This is a genomic window from Streptomyces sp. NPDC000594 (assembly GCF_040299965.1).
Lineage (GTDB): Bacteria > Actinomycetota > Actinomycetes > Streptomycetales > Streptomycetaceae > Streptomyces.
This window is the reverse complement of sequence record NZ_JBEPCY010000002.1, coordinates 141,716-164,676: the sequence shown is the minus strand read 5'-3', so window position 1 is coordinate 164,676 and position 22,961 is coordinate 141,716. Positions and strand designations below refer to the sequence as shown.

The 22,961-nt window shown below is 72.8% G+C and carries 20 protein-coding genes; 11 read left to right on the top strand and 9 right to left on the bottom strand.

Annotated features, from left to right (window positions below; translation table 11 throughout):
• Positions 1-3 precede the first annotated feature (3 nt).
• The 9 genes from ABT354_RS03490 to ABT354_RS03450 all read right to left on the bottom strand — a co-directional run bounded on the left by ABT354_RS03490 (position 4) and on the right by ABT354_RS03450 (position 8,377).
• Positions 4-975, bottom strand: coding sequence for a serine hydrolase (locus ABT354_RS03490; RefSeq protein ID WP_351488396.1), 972 nt, complete (start codon positions 973-975; stop codon positions 4-6).
• 197 nt (positions 976-1,172) lie between these two features.
• Complete coding sequence (locus ABT354_RS03485; RefSeq protein WP_351488394.1) at positions 1,173-2,162, bottom strand: cation diffusion facilitator family transporter; 990 nt, start codon at positions 2,160-2,162, stop codon at positions 1,173-1,175.
• 72 nt (positions 2,163-2,234) lie between these two features.
• Positions 2,235-2,789: a class I SAM-dependent methyltransferase gene (locus tag ABT354_RS03480; RefSeq protein ID WP_502983324.1), complete on the bottom strand. Its 555-nt coding sequence runs from the start codon at positions 2,787-2,789 to the stop codon at positions 2,235-2,237.
• A gap of 206 nt (positions 2,790-2,995) precedes the next feature.
• A complete protein-coding gene (locus ABT354_RS03475) occupies positions 2,996-3,565 on the bottom strand; it encodes a DUF5753 domain-containing protein (protein ID WP_351488391.1) in 570 nt (189 codons plus the stop codon).
• 33 nt (positions 3,566-3,598) lie between these two features.
• Positions 3,599-4,108, bottom strand: a complete 510-nt coding sequence (locus ABT354_RS03470) for a DUF6879 family protein (RefSeq protein ID WP_351488388.1) — start codon at positions 4,106-4,108, stop codon at positions 3,599-3,601.
• The gene (locus tag ABT354_RS03465) at positions 4,095-4,367 is read right to left on the bottom strand and encodes a hypothetical protein (RefSeq protein WP_351488385.1); all 273 of its coding nucleotides are present in this window, start codon (positions 4,365-4,367) and stop codon (positions 4,095-4,097) included. The genes ABT354_RS03470 and ABT354_RS03465 overlap by 14 nt, the downstream gene beginning before the upstream one ends.
• A 79-nt stretch (positions 4,368-4,446) precedes the next feature.
• On the bottom strand, positions 4,447-5,322 hold the full coding sequence (locus tag ABT354_RS03460) for an acyl-CoA thioesterase (protein WP_351488382.1): 876 nt from the start codon (positions 5,320-5,322) through the stop codon (positions 4,447-4,449).
• Between the two features lie 12 nt (positions 5,323-5,334).
• Positions 5,335-6,492, bottom strand: coding sequence for an acyl-CoA dehydrogenase family protein (locus tag ABT354_RS03455; RefSeq protein ID WP_351488380.1), 1,158 nt, complete (start codon positions 6,490-6,492; stop codon positions 5,335-5,337).
• A 289-nt stretch (positions 6,493-6,781) separates the two neighbouring features.
• The gene (locus ABT354_RS03450; protein WP_351488377.1) at positions 6,782-8,377 is read right to left on the bottom strand and encodes a PucR family transcriptional regulator ligand-binding domain-containing protein; all 1,596 of its coding nucleotides are present in this window, start codon (positions 8,375-8,377) and stop codon (positions 6,782-6,784) included.
• Positions 8,378-8,504: 127 nt separating this feature from the next.
• On the opposite strand from ABT354_RS03450, the gene ABT354_RS03445 reads away from it, so the two are divergent.
• The 11 genes from ABT354_RS03445 to ABT354_RS03395 all read left to right on the top strand — a co-directional run bounded on the left by ABT354_RS03445 (position 8,505) and on the right by ABT354_RS03395 (position 22,960).
• A complete protein-coding gene (locus ABT354_RS03445) occupies positions 8,505-10,124 on the top strand; it encodes a sodium:solute symporter family protein (protein WP_351488375.1) in 1,620 nt (539 codons plus the stop codon).
• 75 nt (positions 10,125-10,199) lie between these two features.
• Positions 10,200-11,171, top strand: coding sequence for an agmatinase (gene speB, locus ABT354_RS03440; protein WP_351488373.1), 972 nt, complete (start codon positions 10,200-10,202; stop codon positions 11,169-11,171).
• Positions 11,168-12,850, top strand: a complete 1,683-nt coding sequence (locus ABT354_RS03435; protein WP_351488371.1) for a thiamine pyrophosphate-binding protein — start codon at positions 11,168-11,170, stop codon at positions 12,848-12,850. The genes speB and ABT354_RS03435 overlap by 4 nt, the downstream gene beginning before the upstream one ends.
• A 51-nt stretch (positions 12,851-12,901) precedes the next feature.
• A complete protein-coding gene (locus ABT354_RS03430) occupies positions 12,902-13,450 on the top strand; it encodes a GNAT family N-acetyltransferase (RefSeq protein ID WP_351488369.1) in 549 nt (182 codons plus the stop codon).
• Positions 13,451-13,531: 81 nt separating this feature from the next.
• A complete protein-coding gene (locus ABT354_RS03425; RefSeq protein ID WP_351488366.1) occupies positions 13,532-13,801 on the top strand; it encodes a hypothetical protein in 270 nt (89 codons plus the stop codon).
• Positions 13,802-13,895: 94 nt separating this feature from the next.
• The gene (gene eccD, locus ABT354_RS03420) at positions 13,896-15,251 is read left to right on the top strand and encodes a type VII secretion integral membrane protein EccD (RefSeq protein WP_351488364.1); all 1,356 of its coding nucleotides are present in this window, start codon (positions 13,896-13,898) and stop codon (positions 15,249-15,251) included.
• Between the two features lie 74 nt (positions 15,252-15,325).
• Positions 15,326-16,510, top strand: coding sequence for a MinD/ParA family ATP-binding protein (locus tag ABT354_RS03415; protein ID WP_351488362.1), 1,185 nt, complete (start codon positions 15,326-15,328; stop codon positions 16,508-16,510).
• A 94-nt stretch (positions 16,511-16,604) separates the two neighbouring features.
• The gene (eccCa, locus tag ABT354_RS03410; RefSeq protein WP_351488359.1) at positions 16,605-20,606 is read left to right on the top strand and encodes a type VII secretion protein EccCa; all 4,002 of its coding nucleotides are present in this window, start codon (positions 16,605-16,607) and stop codon (positions 20,604-20,606) included.
• A gap of 90 nt (positions 20,607-20,696) precedes the next feature.
• Positions 20,697-22,172: a DUF6177 family protein gene (locus ABT354_RS03405; RefSeq protein ID WP_351488355.1), complete on the top strand. Its 1,476-nt coding sequence runs from the start codon at positions 20,697-20,699 to the stop codon at positions 22,170-22,172.
• A 126-nt stretch (positions 22,173-22,298) separates the two neighbouring features.
• A complete protein-coding gene (locus tag ABT354_RS03400) occupies positions 22,299-22,631 on the top strand; it encodes a hypothetical protein (protein ID WP_351488352.1) in 333 nt (110 codons plus the stop codon).
• A 17-nt stretch (positions 22,632-22,648) separates the two neighbouring features.
• On the top strand, positions 22,649-22,960 hold the full coding sequence (locus tag ABT354_RS03395; protein ID WP_351488349.1) for a pore-forming ESAT-6 family protein: 312 nt from the start codon (positions 22,649-22,651) through the stop codon (positions 22,958-22,960).
• Position 22,961 lies beyond the last annotated feature (1 nt).

Below are 22,961 nucleotides of genomic sequence, written 5' to 3'. Positions count from 1 at the left end.
TGGTCAGCCCCGGGCCGGTACGGGGCCCTCGGCGGCGCGCTCGGGGGTGGCGGGCACGGCCTCGCGCGCCACGGCGGGCGGGACGAAGGCGGTGCGGGCGGCGGCCTTCGGGTCGAGGCCCTTGTGGACGGCGCGGGAGACGGCCTGGATGGTGTTGATGCCGTCCTGCTGGCCCTTGTTGCCGTGGGTGAGGACGGAGATCCGGTAGTCGTGGTTCTTACCGGTGAAGGCGCCGACGCTGTGGACCCGCCAGCCGTGGGTCTTCCGGGGCAGCCAGCCGTTCTTGACCTGGACGGTCGCACTGGCGGGGGCGCCGGCGGGGGTGCCCCAGCGCTGGTCGCGGACGACCTCGCGCATCAGCTGGAGGGCGTAGCTCCGGGAGGCGTCGGTGAGGACGGTGTTCCGGGTGGTGAGCCGGTCCAGCAGCAGCTGCTGGTCACGGGCGGTGATCTGGGTGAGCCCCCAGTAGCCGTCCGCGCCGGGGACGGTCCGGGTCATCCCGGCGTCCTTCAGGAAGCGCTTGATCTTCGTCATGCCGAGCTGCTTCCACAGGGTGGAGGTGGAGGCGTTGTCCGACTTGGTGATCATGGCCTTGGCGATGGACTTCTCCCGCGTGCTCAGCGCCCGCTTCTGCTTCTGCGCGTCCTGGAGCAGTGCGCCGAGCACGGTCACCTTGACCACGCTGGCCGAGTCGAACGCGGTGGTGGCGCGCAGGGTGCAGGTGGTCTTCGTGACCTTGTCGTCCACCTGGACGGCGATGGTGCCCTTGCGGCCCTTGAGCGCGGCGGTGATGTCCTTCTTGAGCTTCGCCGCGAGCCCGGCCTTCTGTGAGGTGCAGCCGACCTGGGGCGCGACCCCCACGGCCGCGGCCGCGGGCCGGGCGGTGGCGGTCACGGCGGCCGGCGCGAGCACGGCGACGGCGACGACGCCGATGGCGAGGGTGGTGCGGCGGGTGGCTATTCGGTGGTGAGTCATGGGTGGGTCCCCTCCCCTGGTACGCGGTGCCGGCACGGGATGGCGTGCTCGCAGGGTTGACTCACGAGGGGGTGAATGGTTGTGCGGAAACGGACCAAAGGCCGTGAATGGTTACCAGGTGGTGACCTTCGCCCGGGGCGACCGGCGGCCCGGGGCCGGTGTCAGGGCTGTGGCCTACGTCAGGGCTGTGGCCTACGTCAGGGCTGTGGCGGCCGTTCGTCGCCCAGCCCCGGGGTGGGGTCCAGATAGACCCGCCGGATCGAGGGGAAGCGTTCGCGCAGCTGCTGCTCCGCCTCCTCGCAGGCCCACTCCACCTGGCGGGCGGTGGCCGCGTCGCGGAAGTCCACCTTCGCGGCCACCAGGAACTCGCGCGGCCCCTGGATCAGGGTGGTCAGCTCCAGCACGGCGACGATGTGCGGGACCGTCAGGATCTCCTCCCGGATCGCGTCCCGCACCGACGGCGGCAGCGGACGGCCGATGAGCAGCCGGGCGTTGCTGCGGCCCAGCTCCCAGGCGACCCACACCAGCAGCACTCCGATGAGGACGGAGGCGACCCCGTCGTACACCCCCGATCCCGTCAGCTGCCCGCCGAGCAGCCCGCCCGCCGCGAGCACCAGCCCCACCAGGGCCGCCGAGTCCTCCAGGACCACCGCCTTCACGGCGGTGTCCGGGGTGGCCCGCAGATAACGCCGGGCGGGGGCCCCGACCCGCTCCGCCTCGGCGCGCACCTGCCGTACCCCGGTCCGCAGCGAGAACCCCTCCAGCAGGAAGGCGACCGCGAGGACGATGTACGAGACCAGCGGATCGCCGGGCTCCTCGCCATGGGTGAGGGTGTGGACCCCGTCGTACACGGCGAAGACCCCACCGCCGACGAAGGTCGCCACGGAGGCCAGCAGCGCCCAGATGTACCGCTCGGGGCCGTGCCCCAGCGGATGGTCCTCGTCGGCGGGGCGTGCGCCGCGCCGGAGCGCGGTGAGCAGCATCAGCTCGGTGACGGTGTCCGCGACCGAGTGCGCCGCCTCCGCGAGCATCGCACTGGAGGCGCTGATCACCCCCGCGACCGCCTTGGCCACGGCGATCCCCAGATTGGCGAACGCCGCGACGGCCACCGTCGCCACGCTCTCGGCGCCCGCCGTGCTCTCCGTACCCGCTGCGCCTTCCGGTGGTCCGCCCTCCGCATCCGCCATGGACCGGACCGTACGCGCCCGCGCCCACCCCCCGGCGCACCGCCACGCCCGCGCCGCCTTGCCGTATGGCTCCTAGGGCATCACCGCACGCGCGATGAGTGTGCCGATGTGCCCTGGCGTCGGGGCTTCCAGCACTCGCACTTCTGCTTCCTTGAATCCGGCCCGGATCATGAGGCTTTTCCATTTTCGAGGCGTATAGCTGTACCGATACGCGTACATGGCCTTTCCCGCGAACCCTCCCTTGTACATTCCCTGCGGTCCGTACGCGCCAGGAATGGCCGGTGGGTGTGAGAACGCGAAGACACCGCCCGGATTCAACCGGGCAGCGATCAGGGGCAGCAGCCCGGCCGGGTCGGTGAACCAGACGGCCCCGAAGATGGAATACATGGCATCGTAGGAATCCGTCCGGGCGACCATGACGGGCGACAGGTCGACACCCACCGCCTTCACTCCCTGCTGTGCGAGGCAGGCGAGCGCCCGCCCGGTTCCGCATCCGAGTTCCAGAACACTTCCCGGGTCCCCCAACAAATCAGGGCCGGGCCCATGCCCGGAGTACTGCGTCCAGCAGAAATGGACACCGACGTCCACGGTGCATCCGACACCCATATCGGTGCCGGTTTTCTCCATCGCCGTGACGATGTAGGCGATGCCCTGCCCGAGAATGCGCTCCGCGAGGCTGCGCACGGCCACGCCGTCCCGGAGGAGAAGCCGTACCTCTCGCTCCCACAGATCGGCCACTCCCACGTCTGCCACGAGATGGGGAACGCGCTCCCCCCTCGACACCTGGGATGTCCGGAACCATCCTCCGGCCGGGGGTGGATCGCTCCTAGTCCCTATTCCTGTTGAAGCAAGAATCCGTCCCGGACGCTCTCCACGAGAGCCTTCATGCCGTCCCCGTACAAGGCGATTGCGGCAAACCTTTCGAAAGTTTCGGCGTAGAGCCGAAGGTCCCTCGGATCGCGTGTGGTGACCTCTGCGTGGAACGTCTCCACGATCACGAGCCGGTCGTCATGGAGGCTGAAGCAGGTCATCGGAAAGTCCGGCTTCCTGCCCGCCTGCGGCACGACACCGAGACGGATATCGGAGAGCCGGGAAAGCGACAGGAGCCGGTCGAGCTGTCGTGCCATGACCGCCGGCGTGCCGATTTCCCAGCGCAGGACGTGTTCACAGATCAGGAAGTGGAAGGAGTGGCCCGGTCTGTGCAGCGCGGCTTGGCGTTCCAGCCGGGCGGCGACGGTCTTGACCAGCGTCTCTTCAGGCAGCGCCGGGGCCAGACGAAAGACCGCCGACGCGTACTCCGGGGTCTGGAGCAACCCGGGGACGAGCTGCCCCTGGAACAGCCTGAGATTCCGTGTGCCGGCCTCGATGGCCCGAATGGTCCGCTGGTGCTTCCACGGCCCCATGCGTCGCAGGATGCGCCGTCCCGATGGAGCCGGTCAGTGATGACGCTCCCCATAGGAGGCGAACGGAACAGCGGCGGCCAACGCCCGGTCGCGGTACTCCCGGTACTCCGGGAGTACCTCCGGGGGCAGCGGCTCACCGCCGATGAACGCTCCGGTCGCGGTGTAGTGCATCCGAAAGACATCCCGGTCGTCGAAGATCCAGAAGTCGTGGTCGGGCAACCCGGTGACCTGCTGTTCCGACAGGTCGATGATCCCGATGTCCTCTCCGGCCGTGATGTTGCCGGGATACGCGGACAGCTCGTACCGGAGGTAGTCCGTGAGCGGTGACCTCAGCACATGAACGCGGGAGACCTGCTTGCCCCGGTCGGTCATCGACCGGACCCAGGGGTTGTCCGCCCACTCCGGGCCCATGTCCCCACCGGCCAGGAACCGCGCGATCTCCTCGCGCTCCGACTCGATGTCGTACTCGTCCAGCGTCTCCAGCCGGAACGCGGTCCGCTCGAAGTCCTCGAAGAGGCGCCCGAACTCCTCACCCACGAGCACGGAAGTACTCCTCCAGCACAGCGGCGGGAACGATCACTGCCGCCTCACCCTCGGGCAGATCCATCTGAGCCAGCCGTTCGGGGTCCGTCTCGATGTACCCCTGGACGACATAGTTCTCCTTGCCCTCCGTGCCCCACAAGGTCGGGCATGTGCCGTTCTTGCACTCCGGACTTCCGGAGAGCTTCCGCAGCGGTCCGCCCATGGCTTCCCCTCCTGTCACCGGCCAGGTGGTGCCGATGATTTCGGCCGCTCGAACCATGGTCAAGGTCCTGGCCTTTCCAGAACGGGAAAGGCGGAACCCGGCCCCCGGCGGCCCGGGTGTTCCCGCGCCCGCCGGGTCAGTCGCGGGGGACGCGGATCACCCCTTCCTGGATGACCGAGACCGCGAGGTGCCCGTCCCGGGTCCAGATGCGGCCCTGGCCGAGGCCGCGGCCGGCGGCGGAGGAGGGGGACTCCTGGTCGTAGAGGAGCCACTCGTCCGCGCGGAAGGGGCGGTGGAACCACATCGCGTGGTCCAGGGAGGCGCCCACCACGTCGCCGACCGTCCAGCCGCCCCGGCCGTGGGCCAGCAGGACCGAGTCCAGGAGGGTCATGTCGGAGACATAGGTGACCAGGCAGAGATGGAGCAGCGGATCGTCGGCGAGCGTGCCCCGGGTGCGGAACCAGACCTGGCTGCGGGGTTCCCGGGCGGTGCCGACGCGGCCGTACGGCGGGTCGGTCACGTACCGCAGATCGACCGCTTCCCGGGAGCGCAGCAGCCGTTCCAGCACCTCGGGGCCGGTGAAGGCCCCCGCGTACGAGGGGAGCAGCTCGGCGGCGGTCGGCAGGGACTCGGGGTCGGGCGCGGGGGGCATCCCCGTCTGGTGGGTGAGGCCCTCCTCCGCCGTCTGGAAGGAGGCGGAGAGATGGAAGACGGGCTGTCCGTGCTGGACGGCCACCACCCGCCGGGTGGTGAAGGAGCGGCCGTCGCGGATGCGGTCGACCGTGTAGACGATGGGGGCGCCCGGGTCGCCGGGGCGCAGGAAGTACGCGTGCAGGGAGTGCGCGGTCCGGTCGGCGGGCACGGTGCGCCCGGCCGCCACCAGCGCCTGGGCGGCGACCTGCCCGCCGAAGACCCGGGGGACGACGGAGACCCGTGAGTGCCCCCGGAAGATGTCCCGCTCGATCCGCTCCAGATCGAGCAGATCGAGCAGGCCGTCGAGTGCCGAACCCATCGTGCGGCCGCGCTACAGGCCCATGGACTTGGCGATGATCGTCTTCATGACCTCGCTGGTGCCGCCGTAGATGCGGTTGACGCGGTTGTCGGCGTAGAGCCGGGCGATGGGGTACTCGTTCATATAGCCGTAGCCGCCGTGCAGCTGGAGGCAGCGGTCGATGACCCGGTGGGCGACCTCGGTGCAGAAGAGCTTGGCGGAGGCGGCCTCGGCGGCCGTCAGCTCGCCCGCGTCATGGGCCTCCAGGGCGCGGTCCACGACCGCCTCGGCGGCGTCGACCTCGGCCTTGCAGGAGGCCAGTTCGAACTTGGTGTTCTGGAAGGAGGCCACGGACTGGCCGAAGACGGTGCGGTCCGTGACGTACGCCTGGGTGAACCGGATCGCGGCGGACGCCTGGGCGTAGGAGCCGACGGCGATGGCCAGCCGCTCCTGGGGGAGGTTCTGACCGAGGTAGGAGAAGCCCTTGTGCTCCTCGCCGAGCAGGTCCTCGGCCGGCACCTCGACGTCGGTGAAGGAGAGTTCGGCGGTGTCGGAGGTCTTCAGGCCCAGCTTGTCCAGCTTGCGGCCGATCGCGTACCCGTCCAGCTTGGTGTCGACCACGAAGAGGGAGATGCCGTGGCGGCGGTCCTCGGGGGTCGGCGCGGCGGTCCGGGCGCAGACGATCACCTTGTCGGCGTGGACACCGCCGGTGATGAAGGTCTTGGCGCCGTTGAGGACATAGTGGGTGCCGTCCTCGGAGAGCCGGGCGGTGGTCTTCATGCCCGCGAGGTCGGAGCCGGTGCCGGGCTCGGTCATGGCGATGGCGTACATCGCGGCGCCGCTGACGAAGTCGGGGAGCCAGCGCTTCTTCTGGTCCTCGGTGGCGTACTCCATGAGGTACGGGAGACAGAGCGCCACATGGACGCCGGAGCCGCCGAAGGAGACACCCGCGCGGGCGCACTCCTCGGTGAGGACCGCCTGGTACTTGAAGGAGCTCTCGCCCGCGCCGCCGTACTCCTCCGGCACCTCGATGCCGAAGACGCCCAGCTCGCCGAGTTTGTAGTAGAAGTCGCGGGGCGCCTGGCCCGCCGCCAACCACTCGTCGTGGACGGGGACGACCTCGGCCTCGATGAAGGCCCGGACGGTCTCCCGGAACGTCTCGTGGTCTTCCTGGTAAACGCTGCGGCGCACGAACGCCTCCCTTGGCTGCGGGAACGGTACGACGGTACGGACGGTACGAGGCCCGGACAGCACGCACGACAGAACTGTCCAAGCGCTTGCTCAGATCCGAAGTTACCGGCTGGTTGCGTAGCCTGTCCAGACATCACCGGGCCGGGTACCTCACAGTGGCATCCGCCGCTGAGGTCCCGGTTCAGCGGCGGGGTGGGGTGCGGCGGAGGCCCGGGGTCGGCGGGGCGGGGCGAGGCGGGTGCAGCGGTCCGGGGTGCGGCGGAGGCCCGGGGCCAGCGGGGCCCGGGGTTCAGCGGGGGCGCAGGGCGAACCACAGCTCCATCCGGGTGTCGGGGTCGTCCAGGTCCTCGCCGAGCAGCGCGGCGCAGCGGGCGATCCGCTGGCGGACGGTGTTGCGGTGCACCCCCAGGGTCTGGGCCGTACGGTCCCAGCCGCCGTGCGCCGCCAGCCAGGCGCGCAGGGTCTCCACCAGGGCGGGCGACCCGGCCAGCGGTGCCAGCCGGTGCCGGGCGTGGGCCTCGGTCTCCTCCTCGGTGAGCAGCGCGGTCAGCGAGCCCTCCCGGTGGTGGACCAGCTCCCGGCCGGTGGCCAGGGCCCGGCGCAGCGCCCGTGCCGCCCGCTGGTCGGCGGCGGCCAGTTCGCCGGGCTCCACCGGCCCGCTGACCCCGAGCACCCAGCCGGGCCGGGGCCCGGGTCCGGTGACGGGGCCGGCAGCAGGGGCATGGACCGTGCCGGTGTCGGTGGCCGGGTCGGGGCCGGCGGGCAGGAGGACCCGTACGGTGCCGTCGTCCAGCGGGTCCACCAGTCCGCTGCCGAGCGCCGCCCCCAGCGCGGAGGCGGCGAAGGGCGCCCGGCCGGTGCCCCGGGCGCGGACCACCGTCCAGGAGGTGCCGCCGAGCCGGGCGGCGGTCGCGGCGGGTTCGGCCCCGAGCAGCAGCCGGACCAGCGCGGAGGTCCGTTCGGCGCCGTCCAGCCGCTGGTGGGGAGCGGTGAGCAGGGTGAGCAGTACGACCGCCACCCCGGCGACGGTGTGGTCCCCGGGCTCCCGGCCGGGGGTGGCCACCAGCAGCACCAGCCCCCGGCCGCCGACGGCATAGGCGCTCAGCCGGTGCCCGTCGACCGTGTCACTCGCGGTGGAGGGAGGGGAGAGAGGGGACGGGGAGAGGGACGGAGGGGATGGGGAGGAGAGGGAAGAGGGGGAGGCGGAAGGAGTCGCGGGGGTGCCGGGATCCGGGATGAGCACCCGTACCAGCCGGTCCAGCGCCCTCCGCACCTCAGGACCGGGTGCCCGCCCGGCCGCCGCCAGCTCCGTACCGTCCGGGCCGCGCAGCTCCGCCCTGCCGCCCAGCCGTCCCGCGAGCTGTGCCACCACCGCCGGTACGGGGTCGGGGCGGGCCGCCGCCGTCGCCAGTCCCTGCTGGGCCTGGCTCACCCGGCGCAGCTCCCGGTGGCGGGCCTCGGCCATCAGCCGCCACACCGCCCGGGCCACCGCCGTGAAGGTGGTCGCGGGCGGCACCTCCAGGAGCGGCAGTCCCCGCCGGTCGCACGCCTCGATCAGCTCCGCCGGGACGGTGTCGTAGACCGGGGTCACCCCGAAGCCCAGCGCCGCCGCGCCCGCCGCCACGATCCGTTCCACATAGGTGTCGGGGTCCGTCAGCAGCACTCCGGCGCTGAGCAGCAGCTCACCGCCGAGGAGATAGGGGAACGGGTCGGCCATCTCCGAGGTGTGCACCCAGTGCACGGCGGGACCGCCACCGGGACTCCCGGCAGGGCCATCGGGGCCATCGGCGGGGCCCGCGATCTGCCGCAGCCCCAGCTCCTCCTGGGCCAGCAGTGCGGCCAGCGGGATGGCCGGGGTCGGTGGGGGAGCTGTGGTTTCCGGCATGGACCATCCATCCAGCTGTCAGGCCAACAATGGATGAAACGTACACTTCTGCGCCGCTTTCCGGCCACCTACCGTCAGGGGTCACAAGCAACAGGGGACCCCGGGGGACGGGATGGGAGGAGAGCCGATGGCAGTCGACTACGCGGTGATCGTCGTCTATCTGGCCGGCATGCTCGGCATGGGCTGGTGGGGCATGCGCCGCGCCAAGTCCAAGAGCGAGTTCCTGGTCGCGGGACGCCGTCTCGGCCCCTGGATGTACTCCGGCACCATGGCCGCCATCGTCCTCGGCGGCGCCTCCACCATCGGCGGCGTCGGCCTCGGCTACAAGTACGGGCTCTCCGGCGGCTGGATGGTCGTCACCATCGGCCTCGGACTGCTCGCCCTCTCCGTCCTCTTCTCCGCCCGGATCGCCCGGCTGAAGGTCTACACCGTCTCCGAGATGCTGGATCTGCGGTACGGCGGCCGGGCCGGGGTGATCTCCGGCCTGGTGATGTGGGCGTACACCCTGATGCTGGCGGTCACCTCCACCATCGCGTACGCCACCATCTTCGACGTCCTCTTCGATGTGAACCGGACCGTCTCGATCATCCTCGGCGGGGCGATCGTCGTCGCCTACTCCACCCTCGGCGGCATGTGGTCGATCACCCTCACCGACATGGTGCAGTTCGTCGTCAAGACCATCGGGGTGCTGCTGATCCTGCTGCCGGTCGCCGTGGTCAAGGCGGGCGGCTTCAGCGAGATGCGGGCGGAGCTGCCCACCGAGTACTTCGCCCCGCTCGGCATCGGCGGCGAGACGATCTTCACCTATGTGCTGATCTACACCTTCGGCATGCTCATCGGGCAGGACATCTGGCAGCGCGTCTTCACCGCCCGCAGCGACCGCACGGCCCGCTGGGGCGGCACCGCCGCCGGTGTCTACTGCCTGGTCTACGCCGTCGCCGGGGCGATGATCGGCACCGCCGCCAAGGTCCTCTACCCCAAGCTGGCCAGCCCCGACGACGCCTTCGCGCTGATCGTCAAGGACCATCTGCCCATGGGTGTCCGGGGGCTGGTGCTCGCCGCCGCCCTCGCCGCCGTGATGTCCACCTCCTCCGGGGCGCTGATCGCCTGCGCCACCGTCGCCAACCACGACATCTGGTCCCGGCTGCGGCGCGGACTGGCCCGGCGGGACGGCACCGGGGCCGGCACCGGGAACGAAGCCGGAACCGGGACCGCGAACGGCACCGACGAGCCGCACGACGAGGTCCGGGGCAACCGCCTCTTCATCCTCGCCATGGGCATCGCCACCATCGTCATCGCCATCGCCATCGACGACGTGGTCGAGGCGCTGACCGTGGCGTACAACCTCCTCGTCGGCGGACTGCTCGTACCGATCCTCGGCGGGCTGCTCTGGCGGCGCGGCACCGTCCAGGGCGCGCTCGCCGCCGTCGCCGTCGGCGGGACCGCCGTGATCGGCCTCATGGCCGCGTACGGGATCCTCGCCAGTGAACCCGTCTATTACGGGCTGATCGCCTCGCTCGCGGTCTATGTCGCCGTCAGCCTGCTGACCCGGCCCACCGACGCAGCCGTCCTCGCCCACTGGCAGGAGCGGCTCGCCGGGCGGGGCGCCGACGAGGACGAGCCCGGCGCCGAGGACGGGCGGAGCACCCGGGACGACCGAAGCACCCGGGACGACCGAAGCACCGGGGACGACCAGGGGCACCCCCCGGTCAGGACCCCCGCCACGGACGCCCACCCGGCGCCCTGACCCACCACCCCGCCGGACGGCTTACAGTCGGAAAGCATCACAGCGCAGCGAAGAAGCGCAGGAAAGAAGGCACCTATGAGCAGCAACGAGCAGCCGCGCGGCCCCGTCGACTCCTCCCGCGTCCCCCGGTACGCCGGACCCGCCACGTTCGCCCGGCTGCCCCGGCTCGACGAGGTCGGCACCGCCGATGTCGCCGTCGTCGGCGTGCCCTTCGACACCGGGGTCTCCTACCGGCCCGGCGCCCGCTTCGGCGGCAACGCCATCCGCGAGGCGTCCCGGCTGCTGCGCCCGTACAACCCGGCGCAGGACGCCTCCCCCTTCGCGCTGGCCCAGGTCGCCGACGCGGGCGACATCGCGGCCAACCCGTTCCACATCAACGAGGCCGTGGAGACCATCGAGGCCGCCGCCGACGACCTGCTCGCCACCGGCGCCCGGATGATGACCCTCGGCGGCGACCACACCATCGCCCTGCCGCTGCTGCGCTCCGTCGCCAAGAAGCACGGCCCGGTCGCCCTGCTCCACTTCGACGCCCACCTGGACACCTGGGACACCTACTTCGGCGCCGAGTACACCCATGGCACCCCCTTCCGGCGGGCCGTCGAGGAGGGCATCCTCGACACCTCCGCCCTCTCCCACGTCGGCATCCGGGGCCCCCTCTACGGCAAGCAGGACCTCACCGACGACGAGAAGCTGGGCTTCGGCATCGTCACCTCCGCCGATGTCTACCGGCGCGGCGCCGACGAGGTCGCCGACCAGCTCCGGCAGCGCATCGGCGACCGGCCGCTGTACATCTCCATCGACATCGACTGCCTCGACCCGGCCCACGCGCCCGGCACCGGCACCCCCGAGGCGGGCGGCATGACCTCCCGCGAGCTGCTGGAGATCCTGCGCGGCCTCGCCTCCTGCAACCTGGTCTCCGCCGATGTGGTCGAGGTCGCCCCGGCCTACGACCACGCCGAGATCACCGCCGTCGCCGCCTCGCACACCGCGTACGAGCTGACCACCATCATGAGCCGCCAGATCGCCGCCGCGAGGACCGCCCGATGACCCACGACCACGATCTCGTGCTGCGGCCCACCGCCGCGCAGACCGAGGCCGCCCTCCACCCCCCGGCCGGGCGCACCGGCGGCGACCTCGTCATCGAGACCCTCCAGGGCCTCGGCGCCACCACCGTCTTCGGCCTGCCCGGCCAGCACGCGCTCGGCATGTTCGACGCGCTGCGCCGCTCCTCGCTGCGGTACGTGGGGCTGCGGGTCGAGAACAACGCGGGCTTCGCCGCCGACGCCTACGGGAGGATCACCGGCGAGGCCGCCCCGCTGCTGCTCTCCACCGGGCCCGGCGCGCTGATGTCGCTCGCCGCGCTCCAGGAGGCCGCCGCCGGCTCCGCGCCCGTCCTCGCCATCGGCAGCCAGATCCCGGCCGCCGGACTCGGCGGCGGACGCCATGGCTATCTCCATGAACTCCGCGACCAGCAGGCGTCCTTCCGGGACATCGTCAAGTCGGTGCACACCGCCCGTACCGCCTCACAGATCCCCTCCGCCGTCGCCGACGCCTGGCGCTCCGCGCTCACCGCCCCGCACGGGCCGGTCTGGGTGGAGATCCCCCAGGACGTGCTGCTCGCCGAGACGGTGCTGCCCGTCGTCACGGCGGTCGACGCCACCCCGGAGGAGCTGGTGCCCCGGGTCGAGCTGACCGCGCTCGCCGCCCATCTGCTGGCGACCGCCGAACGCCCCGCGATCATCGCGGGCGGCGGGGTGGTCCGCTCCGACGCCACCGGCAAGCTGCGCGCCCTCGCCGAGCGGATCGACGCACCCGTGGTCACCACCTTCGGCGGGAAGGGCGCCTTCCCCTGGGAGCACCCGCTCTCGCTCCGCTCCTGGCTGGAGGACCGGCACACCACCGACTTCCTGGAGGACGCCGATGTCCTGCTGGTCGTCGGCTCGGGGCTCGGCGAACTCTCCTCGAACTACCACACCTTCGCCCCGCGCGGCCGGGTGATCCAGATCGAGGCGGACGCCGGGAAGCTGGAGTCCAACCACGCGGGGATCGGCATCCACGCCGACGCCCGGCTGGCGCTCTCCGCCCTGCTGGAGACCGTGCCCGAGCGGCGGGACCCGGAGGCGCCGAAGCGGGTACGGGCGGTACTCGACCGGGTCCACGAGCGGATCGACGCCCAGGATCGAGGGCTTGAGCAGTCGCTGCTCGCCGCCGTCCGGGAGGCGCTGCCCGATGACGCGCCCCACTTCTGGGACATGACGATCCTGGCGTACTGGGCGTGGTCCGCCCTCGACGCCCGCCGCCCCAACACCATGCACTCCGCCCAGGGCGCGGGCGGCCTCGGCTACGCCTTCCCGGCCGCCCTCGGCGCGGCGGTCGCCGACCCGGACCGCCCGGTCCTGGCGGTCTCCGGCGACGGCGGGGCGATGTACTCGATCGCCGAGCTGGCCACCGCCCGTCAGTACGACCTCCCGGTCACCTGGCTGATCGTGGACGACGGCGGGTACGGGATCCTCCGCGAGTACATGACGGACGCCTTCGGCGAGGCCACCGGCACCGAGCTGGCCCGCCCGGACTTCGTCGCCCTCGCCGGGGCCTTCGGCGTCCCGGCGCTGCGCACCACCCCGGAGACCCTGGCCACCGATCTGGCGGCGGCGCTGGCCTCCCCCGGCCCCTCGGTGGTGGTCCTCCCGGCGCTGCTGCGGATGTTCGCCCCCACCCACCTCTGACCGCCGGAAAACGCCTTGCCCCCGGCCGGGGCGCGCGGCAGGGTCCCCTCCATGGTGGAGGTACGCGCACTGGACCCGGACGACTGGCCGCTCTGGCGGGGGCTGCGGCTCGCCGCGCTCGCGGAGGCCCCCCGGGCGTTCGGCTCGACCCTGGGCGACTGGCAGGGCGAGGGCGACCGTGAGGAGCGCTGGCGGGCGCGGCTGGGGATCCCGGGCGCGCTCGATCTCGTCGCCCTGCTCGACGGCCGGCCCGTGGGCATGGCCAGCGGCGTCCCCGAGGGCCCGGAGCCCGGAGGGTCGGGCGCCGTGGAGCTGATCTCGGTCTGGGTCGACCCGGCGGCCCGGGGCCGGGGCGTCGGGGACCGGCTGATCCAGGAGATCGAGACCTGGGCGGCCGGGCGCGGCGCCCCGCTGCTCAAGCTCTCCGTACGGCACGGCAACGACACCGCCCTCGCCCTCTACACCCGCCATGGCTTCCGGGACACCGGCGAGCCGGGCGCCCTCCTCCCCGACGGCACCGGACAGACGGTGCTGGCGAAGACGCCCGTGATCGGGGGTCCTTCACCGCGCGGGCTGCGCCGTGCCGACCCGGCTGCGTAAGGTGCCGCGTAAGGTACCGACCGGACCACGGGCATCCGATGCCCGATGTGTGCGGGGGCAAAGCGGGGGAGGCGACGACACATGGCGCGGGATTACGACAGCCAGCTGCTGGAGTCGGTGGCGGTACGCCGCCGACGGCTGCGCGACGCCCTGCTGTTCGGCCCCCAGCGCGTCCGCCGCACCGCCGACGAACGGCTCGGCAAGCTCTTCGCGGGCATCGCCATCGCCGCCGTCCTCTGCGCGGGCTGCGTCGGCTGGTCCTTCCTCCAGCACACCCTGGACAAGCAGAAGGCCGAGAAGCAGAAGCAGGAACAGCGCTTCCAGCAGACCGTGCCGAGCCCGAAGCCATGACCCAGACCCGGACCCGGCCCATGAGCCGGACCCAGAACCGGACCGTGAGCCGGATCCGGAGGGCCGAGGAAAACGCGATGATAGGTTCCCGCACGTGGTAGCCGCAGCACCGACTTCCCGGACGCAACTGAGCAGGGTCACCCTGGTCGGTGAGCGGCGCCGGGCCGATATCGTCCTGCCCGCCGACACCCCGATCGGCCGGCTCCTCCCGGACATCCTCCAGCTGCTGGACGACCGGGCCGCGACCCGGCCGCTGACCCGTCAGCTGACCACCTCCGACGGCTCGGTGCTGCCCCATGACAGCACCCTCGCCTCGGCGGGGGTCGCCGACGGCGCGGTGCTCCGGCTGGTGCGCACCCACTCCGCGCCGCCCGCGCCGGTCGTCCACGATGTCACCGACCTCGTCGCCGACGACCTCGATCTGCGGGCCTGGCGCTGGCGGCCCGCCGCGCGCCGGGCGAGCGCCGGGGTCGCCACCGTCGGCTTCGCGGTCGCCGCCGCGCTGCTGGCCCGCCGTGAGTTCGCCCTCGACGCCCTGGCCGGGGTGCTCGGGGTGCTCACCCTGCTGCTGATGGCGGGGGGCGCGGTCGCCGCCCGGGTCGGCGCCGGGAACCGTGGCCTGGCCACCGCGCTGCTGCTGGCCTCCGGCGGCCTCGGGGTGCTGACCGCGTGGACCGCCGCCGACGCCCATCACTGGTCCGGCCCGGTACGGCTGGCCGCCGTCGCGGGCGCGCTGGTGCTGACGCTGCTGCTGCTCGGCCACTTCTCCCCGCTGGGCCGGGGCGGACTGCTGGGCGCCGCCGCGACCGCCGGGCTCACCGGGGCATGGGAGGGCGTCGCCGCCCTCCAGGACGACCCCGCGCGGCTGGGCACCGTACTGGCGCTGTTCTCGGTGGTGCTGCTGGGGCTGCTGCCCCGCTTCGCGCTGATGGCCTCGGGACTCACCGCGCTGGACGACCGCCGCTCCGGGGGCGCCTCCGTGAGCAGGCACCAGGTCGCCAACGCGCTCGCCGCGACCCATCGGGGCCTCGCGCTCGCCACCGTCGTCACGGCGGTGTCGGCGGCGGCCGGCGGCTGGCTGCTCACCCGGGCCGCTGACCCCACCGTGTGGACGACGGTCCTGCCGGTCGTGGTGACCGTGGTGCTGCTCTCCAGGGCCCGTGCCTTTCCACTGGTCGCGGAGGTGGTCGCACTGATCGCCGCCGCCTGTGTGCTGCTGGTACGGCTGGTGGTGGTCTGGCTGGAGGACACCGGCGGGGCGGTCCCCCTCCTGGTGCTCGCGGTCGCGGCGCTGCTGCCGCTGGCCGTGCTGGCGGTGGAGCCGCCGGAGCATGTACGGGTACGGCTGGGCCGGGCGGCCGATCTGGTCGAGTCCATCGGCATGGTGGCCCTGTTCCCGCTCGCGGTGGGGGTGTTCGGGGTGTACGGGCAGCTGCTCGACAAGTTCTGAGGCTCCGAAGCAACAGCATGACGGGCGCGACGGGCACAACAGGTGTGACGGCAGGGGACAGGGGAAGGGCGGACATGCCACACGGGGAGAACTGGCAGAGCGATGTGCTGCGGCAGCTGAGAAACGAGCCGCCGCGCCCGCCCGCGCCCGCCGACGGCCCGCAGGTACCTCCGGCGGCCGCACAGCCGCCCGTACCCGTACCGCCGCAGAGCGCACAGCCACCCGTACCCCCGCAGACCGGGCAGCCACCCGCACCCGCGCCACACCCGGCACAGGCCCCCCAGGCGGCCCCGACGCCCCCGCCGCCCCCTGCCTACACCTCCGCCGCCACCCGGGGCGTCCCCGAGTCCCTCCCCGTGATCGACCGGGACCTCGCCCGGGTCGGCCGCAAACCCCGGCACGGCGAGTCCGCCACCGCCCGCGCCGTCCGCGCGGTCCGGCGTACCGTCTCGTCCTCCGCCGCCCGCGAGGTCGCCGACTCCACCCGTACCGCCGAAACGCTCCAGCAGCCCGTCACCACCGGCCGCCAGATCGCCGTCACCTCCATCCGGGGCGGCGCCGGCAAGAGCACCGTCGCCGCCCTCCTCGGACTCACCTACGCCCACTACCGCCAGGACCCCGTCCTCTTCGTGGAGGCCGACCCCGCCCTCGGCTCCCTCCCGCTGCGGCTCGGCGCCGAGACCCTCCGCTGGACCACCGGCGACCTCGCCGGGATCATCGAGCCCCAGATGTCCCTCCTCGACATCACCGGCTATCTGGTCCAGCTCCCCGACAACGCCTGGCTGCTCCCCGGCAGCCAGGGCCAGATCGGCGCCATGCTCGATCTGCGCGCCTACGAACGGGTCATGGTCGCCCTCCGCCGCTACTTCGGGGTCACCGTCGTCGACTGCGAGACCCTGCCCGCCGAGGTCGCCCGGGTCGCGCTCACCGCCTCCCAGGCCCGGGTACTCGCCGCCCCCGCCACCCTGGAGGGCGTCGCCAGCACCTACGCCGTCCTCCAGTGGATGCGGGGCCTGCCGCCGCACATCATCGCCGGGACGGTCGTCACCCTCACCGAACTCTCCCCGCACGGCGGGATCGACCCCGACGAGGCCGCCGAACGGCTGCGCGCCACCGGCGCCCAGGTGCGGGTCCTCCCGTACGACCGCCATCTCGCGGCCGGGGGCGCCCTCCGCACCGAACGCCTCGCCCTGCCCACCCGCCGGGCCGTCACCGAACTCGCGGCGGACCTCCTGAGGCTCTCGCTGAACCACCACTGAACCAGCACCGGGCACCGACCGGCACCGCGCGGCCCCTCCCCCGAGGACGGCCCCGGCGCCCGCACACCCGCCGCACCGACGACCGGACACCACGATGAGCACCCGACTGATCCACCGCCCGGCCCGGACCACCCGCCCGCTGGCCGCGTCGACCGACCGCGTCATCGAGGCCCCGCCCAACCTCCCCGAGGGCAAGCCGGGCGGCATCGCCATGTCGCTGCTGCCCGTCGCCGGGGTGATGTCCTCGGTCGTGATGATGACCGTCGTCCGCAACAGCCAGTTCGCCGCCCTCGGCGCGCTGATCCTGCTGGTCACCGTCATCGGCTCACTCGCCCTGGTCTTCTCCCAGCGCGGGAAGGCCCAGCGCACCCGCCGCACCCAGCGCGAGGCCTACCTCGCCTATCTGGAGGAGCTGCGCGAGGAGCTGTCCACCGAGGAACGCGAACGCCGCGAGCGCGCCGATGTGCTCAACCCGCCCCCGTACGCCCTCTACGACATCGTCCGCGACCCCGCCCGGCTCTGGGAGCGCCGCCGCACCGACGACGACTTCCTGCGGGTCCGGATCGGCACCGGCGAGATGCCGGTACGGGACCTGAGGATCGCCGACCCCGGCTCCACCGTGCTCACCCCGCCCGACCGCTTCATGCTCAACGAGGCGTCCGCCCTCACCGACCGCTTCCGTACCGGCACCGAACTGCCGCTGACCGTCCCCCTGGACCGGGTCGGCGACATCAGCGTCATCGGCCCCCGCGAGGACTGTCTGCGGGTCGCCCGCGCCCTGCTGGCCCAGACCGCCGCCACCCATGCCCCCGACGATGTCGCCGTCGCCCTCGCCGTCCCCGGGGAGCGGATGACGGAGTGGGAGTGGGCCAAATGGCTGCCGCACCTCCTCGACCGGGACAGCTTCGACGGGCCGGTCGCCGCCCGCCGGATCGCCCCCTCGCTGCCGCAGCTCGCCCGCTCGCTCGGACCCGAGCTGCGCCGCAGGGCCTCGTACGCCGCCGAGGTCCGGCGCGGACTCTCCGGCCGGGGCGCCCTCGGGCTGACATCGCGGCTGCTGGTGGTCGCCGACGGCCATGGCGAGGACGCCGTGGAGCTGCCCCTCCCCGACGAGGCCGTCGGGCTGCGGGAGATGGGCGTCACCGTCCTCCATCTGCTGGAGCGCCGGGTGCAGGAACCCGGGCGGATCTCCGTCCGGATCACCGTCGACGGCGACCGGGTGGAGATCGAGGACCTGCGCGAGGACGAGCCGATCGGCGCCCATGGCACCGTGGACGAGGCCGGGCCCGCCTTCGCCGAGGGCCTCGCCCGGATGCTCGCCCCGCTGCGGCTCTCCGCCGAGTCCCTGGCCGACGCCCCGCTCTCCGGCCCGGTCGACTTCGCCGACCTCCTCGGCATCGACGACGTGGCCCGGCTCGACCTCGACCGGCTCTGGGCGCCCCGCGCCGAACGCGCCTTCCTCCGGGTCCCGATCGGTGTCAACGACCGCCATGAGCCGGTCCTGCTCGACCTCAAGGAATCCTCCGAGCTGGGCATGGGCCCCCATGGACTCTGCGTCGGCGCCACCGGCTCCGGCAAGTCCGAACTGCTGCGCACCCTGGTCCTGGCGCTGGCCGCCACCCATCCGCCGGAGGATCTGGCGCTGGTCCTGGTCGACTACAAGGGCGGTGCCACCTTCGCCCCGTTCGCCGGACTGCCGCATGTCGCGGGGGTCATCACCAATCTGGAGAACCAGGCGGGCCTGGTGGAACGCGTCCACGCCTCCCTCGCCGGGGAGGTCAAGCGCCGCCAGCAGGTGCTGAAGGACGCCGGGAACATCGCCGACATCGGCGACTACGCGGCCCTGCGGGACGGGCGCCGCCCCGATCTGGAGCCGCTGCCCCATCTCTTCGTCATCATCGACGAGTTCGGAGAGCTGCTCACCGCCAAGCCCGACTTCATCGACCTCTTCCTCTCCATCGGCCGGATCGGCCGCTCCATCGGCGTCCATCTCCTCCTCTCCAGCCAGCGCATCGAGGGCGGCCGGCTCAAGGGCCTGGACACCTATCTCTCGTACCGGCTGGGACTGCGGACCTTCTCCGCCGACGAGTCCCGTACCGTCCTGGACACCCCCGACGCCTTCCAGCTGCCACCGCTGCCCGGCTTCGGCTATCTCAAGGTCGACACCAGCCACTACGAGCGGTTCAAGGCGGGATATGTCTCCGGCGGCTACCGGGGCCCCGTCCGGCGCGGCGACGAGGAGGCCGACAGCGGGCCGCTCGCCCTCGCCTACCCGGCGTTCAACACCCTCGGCGGCCCCGAGCAGGGCCCGGCCGAGCCCGCGATGCGGCGCCGCGAGACCGGCCCCACCGAGCTGGGCGTCATGGTCGCCCAGCTGGAGGAAGCCCAGGTGGAGGGGGCGCCCGTCGACCCGGTCCGGCAGATCTGGCTGCCGCCGCTGCCCGCCGCCGTCACCCTGGACACCGTCGCCGGACCCCTGGAGGTCGGCCCGGCGGGGACCCGGCTCGCCGGGCGGCGCGGACCGCTCCAGGTGCCGCTGGGACTGCTGGACGACCCCACCCGGCAGTGGCAAGGGGAGTGGTATCTGGACCTCACCCTCGCGGGCGGGCACGCCGCCGTCATCGGCGGACCGCAGTCCGGGAAGACCACCCTGCTCCGTACCCTCGTCCTCGCCCTGGCGCTCACCCACACCCCGCAGGAGGTCGGGATCTACGGACTCGACCTGACCGGCGGCGGCCTCCAGGCCCTCGCCGGACTGCCCCATGTCGGCGGGGTCGCGGGCCGCGCCGACCGGGAGCGGGCGGCCCGGACCGTCGAGGAGGTCCGCACCATGCTGACCCGGCGCGAGGAACTCTTCCGGGAGCACGGCATCGACTCCGTCGACCAGCTGCGCGCCCGCCACGCCGCCGGCCGGCTGCCCGAACTGGCCTCCGCCGACATCGTGCTGGTCGTCGACGGCTTCGGCGCGCTCCGGGACGACTTCGAGGAGCTGGACGACGCCGTCGTGGACATCCTGCGGCGCGGCAGCGGCTACGGCATCCATGTGGTGGCGGCCATGTTCCGCTGGAACGACGTCCGGATCGCCACCCAGTCCAGCTTCGGCACCCGTGTCGAGCTGCGGCTCAACGACCCCTCCGAGTCCAGCGTCGACCGCAGGCTCGCCGAGACCCTGGCCCCCGGCGAACCCGGCCGGGTGCTCACCGACGGCAAGCTGTTCGCCCAGGCCGCGCTGCCCCGTACCGACGGGGTCGCGGAGACCGAGGAGCTGGGCGCGGTACTGGAGCACACCGCCCGTTCCGTCCGCGCCACCTGGGGCGGGGAGGTCGCCCAGCCGGTACGGGTGCTTCCGCAGCTGCTGGAGCCGCACCGGCTGCCCGGCCCCGCCGCCGAGCCGCACCGGGTCCCGATCGGCCTGGACCAGTCGGCGCTGGAGCCGGTGACGCTCGACCTCTTCGCCCATGACCAGCATCTGCTGATCCTCGGCGACAGCGAGTGCGGCAAGACCACCCTGCTGCGGACGATCGCGGCCGGACTGGTCGAGCGGTACGGGGAGGACGAGCTGGTGATCGCCGTCATGGACCCCCGGCGCGGGCTGCGCGGCACGGTCCCCGAGGAGTTCCTCGGCGGCTACGCGTACAACGGCAAACTGGCCGGGGGGCTCTCCACCGGGATCGCCACCGAGCTGGAGCGGAGACTGCCGGACGACAGCGCCGCGCTGGAGGCGCTGGAGCCGGGCAGCTGGGGCGGCGGCCCCAGGATCGTGGTCCTGGTGGACGACTACGACGTACTGGCCACGGCCGGCCAGTCGCCGCTGGCGCCGTTCCTCCCGTACATCCCCTCCGCCGTGGACATCGGACTGCACTTCGTGGTGGCCCGGCGGGTCGCGGGCGCGTCGCGGGGGATGTACGAGCCGCTGGTGCAGGGGCTGCGGGAGTCCGGGTCATCGGCGCTGGTGATGACCGGCGACCGGAGCGAGGGACAGCTGCTGCCGGGGGTGTACGCGGCGCCGCAGCCACCGGGCCGGGGAGTGCTGGTGCGGCGGGGACGGCCGAACCGGCTGATCCAGACCGTGCACACGACGACCACTGCCACCTGACCCGCCTGGCACCCTGGGACATTCCCCCTCTGTCTTGTGTTCCCGCTACTGCCTTATGTTCCCTCTCTGGACGAAGGACCGGTCCACTCCATGACCAAGGACATGATCGCGCTGACCCCCCGGATGCCGGACCCGGCCATCGTCCTCGCGGGGCTGCTCGCGGGCGGCCCGGACCGGCTGGTCGGCACCGAGGGCGAGGGCGCCGTGATCCAGCTCTGCGACGAGCAGGGCAGACCCCTGGTGTCGGTGGAGGCCCCGCTGCTGATCCAGGTCGAGGGCGAGGCGGAACGGCTGCTCGGGGCCGAGCCGCCGAGGGTGCCGTACTGGTGGACCGAGGCCCGCGCCACCACCGGGGTCCCGGAGGCCGAGCGGCTCGCGGGCGCCTTCGCGGGCCGGGTCGCCGAACTCGGCGGCGGGACCGGCTGGCCCAGGGCGGCCACCGCGTCGCTCGCCGTGGTGCCGGCCGAGGGGATCAGCGCCGCCCCGGCCCCGGCCGCCGCCGCGCCCGCCGTGGATGTCCTCACCGACAAGGTCGCGGTGGTGATCCAGGACCGCCCGGTGGTCGCCATGACCGCCTGGCTCGCCGACGCCTACCGGGCAGCGGCGGCGGCCGGGCTCGGACTCCAGATCGTCACCCCCGCCGGAACCACCCTCTCCCCCGCGGTCCGGGACTCCCTGTCGTCCTGGCCCAACCGCTGGATCGTGCAGGACCAGCGGGACGGCTACTACGACGGGCTGACCGGCGCCCTGGTCCGCTGGGAGCACGGCCTGTTCGTCCCCGCCCCGGCGGAGGCCGCCCCGCCCCCGGACCCCCGGGTGACCGACGCCCCGGGCACCGGAACCCCGGTGGCGAGGGCCTATCAGGAGGTACGGGGGGACACCGGCGAACGCCAGCTCGCGCTGACCTTCCGCGCCGTCCACCCCGCCGACGAACAGCTGGTGCTGGGCGGCGGCCTGGAGACGGCGTGGCGGGAGCTGACCGGCACCGCCCCGGCCGGCTGGGGCACCGCCGAACCCGCCAATCTGCCCTGGTCGCCCCGGCGGCTGACGGACCTCGCCCGGTCCCGGGCCCCCGAGCCGACCTGGTTCGTGGTGGTGGGCACCCCCCAGCGGCCCGGCCTCGCCACCATCCGCGTTCTGCGCACCACGGCCGGTGTGGAGGAGGAGACCACCCTCGCCTTCGGCTACGGACCCGACGAGGAACCCCCGCTGGAGCTGCTCCCCGGGGTGGCGGAGGCACTGGCGGTGCGGCACCGGCTCCAGTCGATGCTGGTGCAGCTGCGCCGGGCCCGGCGCGATCTCGCCGTACCGCCGCGCTTCGAAGGACCGGGCGTACCGCTGGCGTTCGTCCTCGGCGCCGAGGAGGTCCGCGCCCTGCCCGGCGACCGGGCCCGGCGCACCCCGCTGCCCACCGCCCCCCGGGAGCTGGGCCCGGCGAGCAGGCCCGCGCTCTACTACCCCTTCCCGGGAGATCCCTCGGATCTGTCGGTGTGGGCCGACTTCGAGCGGCTGACCCGGCATCTGAAGGGGACGGAACCGGAGGCGGGACAGGCGGAGAGGGTGTGAGGATTTGTCATATCCTCGCCACAGTTGCTCGGTAATGGATTGCCCTGGATGACCGGGGCTTGATAGGGATGACCGTACGTCACGCGTGGCCGCGTGTGCGCGCCGAGGCCCTGCGGGGGGAGTCCGATGAAGTTCGACATGGGTACACAGACGCTGTCGACCCTGATCTCGAAGTCACAGTCGTCCAGTGGTGACCTCGGGACCCTGATCCAGCAGCTGATCCAGGCCGCCCAGCCGCTGGAGGGGAAGTTCAACGGCGCGGGCAAGGCGGCGTTCGACTCCTTCAAGTCCCGCTCCGACGAGATCACCGCCGCGCTCAACGGCGCGCTGTCGGCGATCCTCGGCGGCCAGTCCGGGATGGAGACCGCCTTCGGTACGGGCGTCCAGGAGCAGAGCGACAACGCCCAGACGCAGATGTCGGCGGCGAACTTCGACGCGGCCCGGTTCTCCGGCCGCTGATGCAGGGGTGATGTGTGATGGCAGCGAACGCCGACCGCCGCTCGTACGACACGGGCGCGTCCGCCGAGGCGCAGACGAACATCCAGGCGGTCATCGGCCGTCTGGAGCAGGTGATCGCCGAGCGCGACGCGCAGGTCAAGGCGGCGATGAGCGACTTCACCGCGGATGGTGTCGCCGATGAGTACCACGGCAAGGAGATGCGCTGGAACAGCGCGTCCCAGGAGGTCCGCAACATCGTCCAGCTGTTGAAGACCACGCTGGAGAAGAACGACGTCACCGCGCAGCAGACCCTCTCCCGGGCCAAGGCCGCGGTCGACGGCATCGGCTGAG

What these genes read in the sequence shown, in the direction of transcription:
- ABT354_RS03490 (WP_351488396.1), bottom strand. Translation starts at nt 975, where the DNA reads ATGACTCACCACCGAATAGCCACCCGCCGCACCACCCTCGCCATCGGC.
- ABT354_RS03485 (WP_351488394.1), bottom strand. Translation starts at nt 2,162, where the DNA reads ATGGCGGATGCGGAGGGCGGACCACCGGAAGGCGCAGCGGGTACGGAG.
- ABT354_RS03480 (WP_502983324.1), bottom strand. Translation starts at nt 2,789, where the DNA reads ATGGAGAAAACCGGCACCGATATGGGTGTCGGATGCACCGTGGACGTC.
- ABT354_RS03475 (WP_351488391.1), bottom strand. Translation starts at nt 3,565, where the DNA reads ATGGGGCCGTGGAAGCACCAGCGGACCATTCGGGCCATCGAGGCCGGC.
- ABT354_RS03465 (WP_351488385.1), bottom strand. Translation starts at nt 4,367, where the DNA reads ATGGTTCGAGCGGCCGAAATCATCGGCACCACCTGGCCGGTGACAGGA.
- ABT354_RS03460 (WP_351488382.1), bottom strand. Translation starts at nt 5,322, where the DNA reads ATGGGTTCGGCACTCGACGGCCTGCTCGATCTGCTCGATCTGGAGCGG.
- ABT354_RS03450 (WP_351488377.1), bottom strand. Translation starts at nt 8,377, where the DNA reads ATGCCGGAAACCACAGCTCCCCCACCGACCCCGGCCATCCCGCTGGCC.
- ABT354_RS03445 (WP_351488375.1), top strand. Translation starts at nt 8,505, where the DNA reads ATGGCAGTCGACTACGCGGTGATCGTCGTCTATCTGGCCGGCATGCTC.
- speB (WP_351488373.1), top strand. Translation starts at nt 10,200, where the DNA reads ATGAGCAGCAACGAGCAGCCGCGCGGCCCCGTCGACTCCTCCCGCGTC.
- ABT354_RS03435 (WP_351488371.1), top strand. Translation starts at nt 11,168, where the DNA reads ATGACCCACGACCACGATCTCGTGCTGCGGCCCACCGCCGCGCAGACC.
- ABT354_RS03430 (WP_351488369.1), top strand. Translation starts at nt 12,902, where the DNA reads ATGGTGGAGGTACGCGCACTGGACCCGGACGACTGGCCGCTCTGGCGG.
- ABT354_RS03425 (WP_351488366.1), top strand. Translation starts at nt 13,532, where the DNA reads ATGGCGCGGGATTACGACAGCCAGCTGCTGGAGTCGGTGGCGGTACGC.
- ABT354_RS03415 (WP_351488362.1), top strand. Translation starts at nt 15,326, where the DNA reads ATGCCACACGGGGAGAACTGGCAGAGCGATGTGCTGCGGCAGCTGAGA.
- eccCa (WP_351488359.1), top strand. Translation starts at nt 16,605, where the DNA reads ATGAGCACCCGACTGATCCACCGCCCGGCCCGGACCACCCGCCCGCTG.
- ABT354_RS03405 (WP_351488355.1), top strand. Translation starts at nt 20,697, where the DNA reads ATGACCAAGGACATGATCGCGCTGACCCCCCGGATGCCGGACCCGGCC.
- ABT354_RS03400 (WP_351488352.1), top strand. Translation starts at nt 22,299, where the DNA reads ATGAAGTTCGACATGGGTACACAGACGCTGTCGACCCTGATCTCGAAG.
- ABT354_RS03395 (WP_351488349.1), top strand. Translation starts at nt 22,649, where the DNA reads ATGGCAGCGAACGCCGACCGCCGCTCGTACGACACGGGCGCGTCCGCC.